This is a genomic window from Microcystis sp. LE19-41.2A (genome assembly GCF_027530405.1).
In the GTDB taxonomy this organism is placed as follows: Bacteria; Cyanobacteriota; Cyanobacteriia; order Cyanobacteriales; family Microcystaceae; genus Microcystis; species Microcystis aeruginosa.
Window position 1 is genome coordinate 1 of sequence record NZ_JAPZQJ010000156.1, and the last position, 1127, is coordinate 1127.

1 protein-coding gene is annotated in these 1127 nt (G+C 35.8%); it reads right to left on the minus strand.

What is annotated here, in order from left to right; genetic code table 11:
* Nucleotides 1–364 precede the first annotated feature (364 nt).
* Nucleotides 365–1015, minus strand: a complete 651-nt coding sequence (locus O9290_RS06560; protein WP_288086838.1) for a DNA methyltransferase — start codon at nucleotides 1013–1015, stop codon at nucleotides 365–367.
* Between the last annotated feature and the right edge of the window lie 112 nt (nucleotides 1016–1127).

The following is a 1127-nucleotide window of genomic DNA, read 5'->3' on the forward strand; positions in this document are numbered from 1 at the left end:
CTTGTTTTTTGTACCAAGCGATGTACTACAAGAAGGATAATGCAAGGTTTTTGAAAGTCCCAATCCTATTTTCTTGCACTAACATCGGACTTTAACAGGTCAAAAGCTTTATTTTAAAAGGGTTTTACCATTATTCAGCAAGCCCCAATTAGGACAGGGGAACGGAGGTGAAGGGGGTACTTTGTTCGGTGCTAGACTGATATTTCAGTAAGCCAGACAGGAGCCAGAAAAAGATATTTATCAGAAAAGTCATGATCAAGCTAGAGGTTTAAAGACTGAGCGGGTTCCAATTATTTTTATTAATAAATATTTTACACAATTCATACCAGGTAAGCAAGAGAGCTACGCCACTACTACCGAATCATTACCTACCATTTTTCTTTTGATTGGGATACTTAACGTTAGGGTCACGAATATTATCTAAGTTAAAAGTATATTCTTGGCAATTTTTGAGATAAAAAAGCCATTTTTCATTGCGAGGACTAAGACGATTTTTTGTAGAAACACCAGCCCCATATTTCCAGACAATTTCTTGTAAAAGATAAAAGGGAGACTTATCCCAAAGAAGATAGGGAATCGGAACACATAATCCCTTTTCTGGTACTTCTAAATAACCAACATTTAGCCACAAAGCGCCGTTATCTTGAGTAATCTGATCAATTTGCCGCAGCCAATTAGCACACCAATCAACATAGTCATTGATTGAAAGAACTCGTTCATATTCTTTGCCAATATTATAAGGTGGTGATGTAACAGTGAGGTCAATTTTTATGTCACTATGAGATAGTTTAGACAAAAAGTCTGTGGCATCTCCTTGATAAAGAATAAAGCCGTTGTCCGAGTAAAAAGGTTGACCAAGATGACTAACCAGAATTTCTTTAAGAAAATTAAATTTGTTGGCTCTATCTTTTTCTAACTCTGGAGAAAATGGCTGTAGTAAGGAGGAAGGAGCAATCTGAGTTGATTGATGATCAACAAATCCCTCTGCTATACTTTGCACGGCTACAACTTGCATTTTTTACTCAAGGACAATAATATAGTTTAAGAGTCATAATTAGAAGCAAAGCACTCATTAAAAACATGATTAACCTAGAATTCACGGAAGAAGAAAAGAACTCACTGTATTA

Coding starts and splice junctions, on each gene's coding strand:
- O9290_RS06560 (WP_288086838.1), bottom strand. CDS start 1,015: ATGCAAGTTGTAGCCGTGCAAAGTATAGCAGAGGGATTTGTTGATCAT.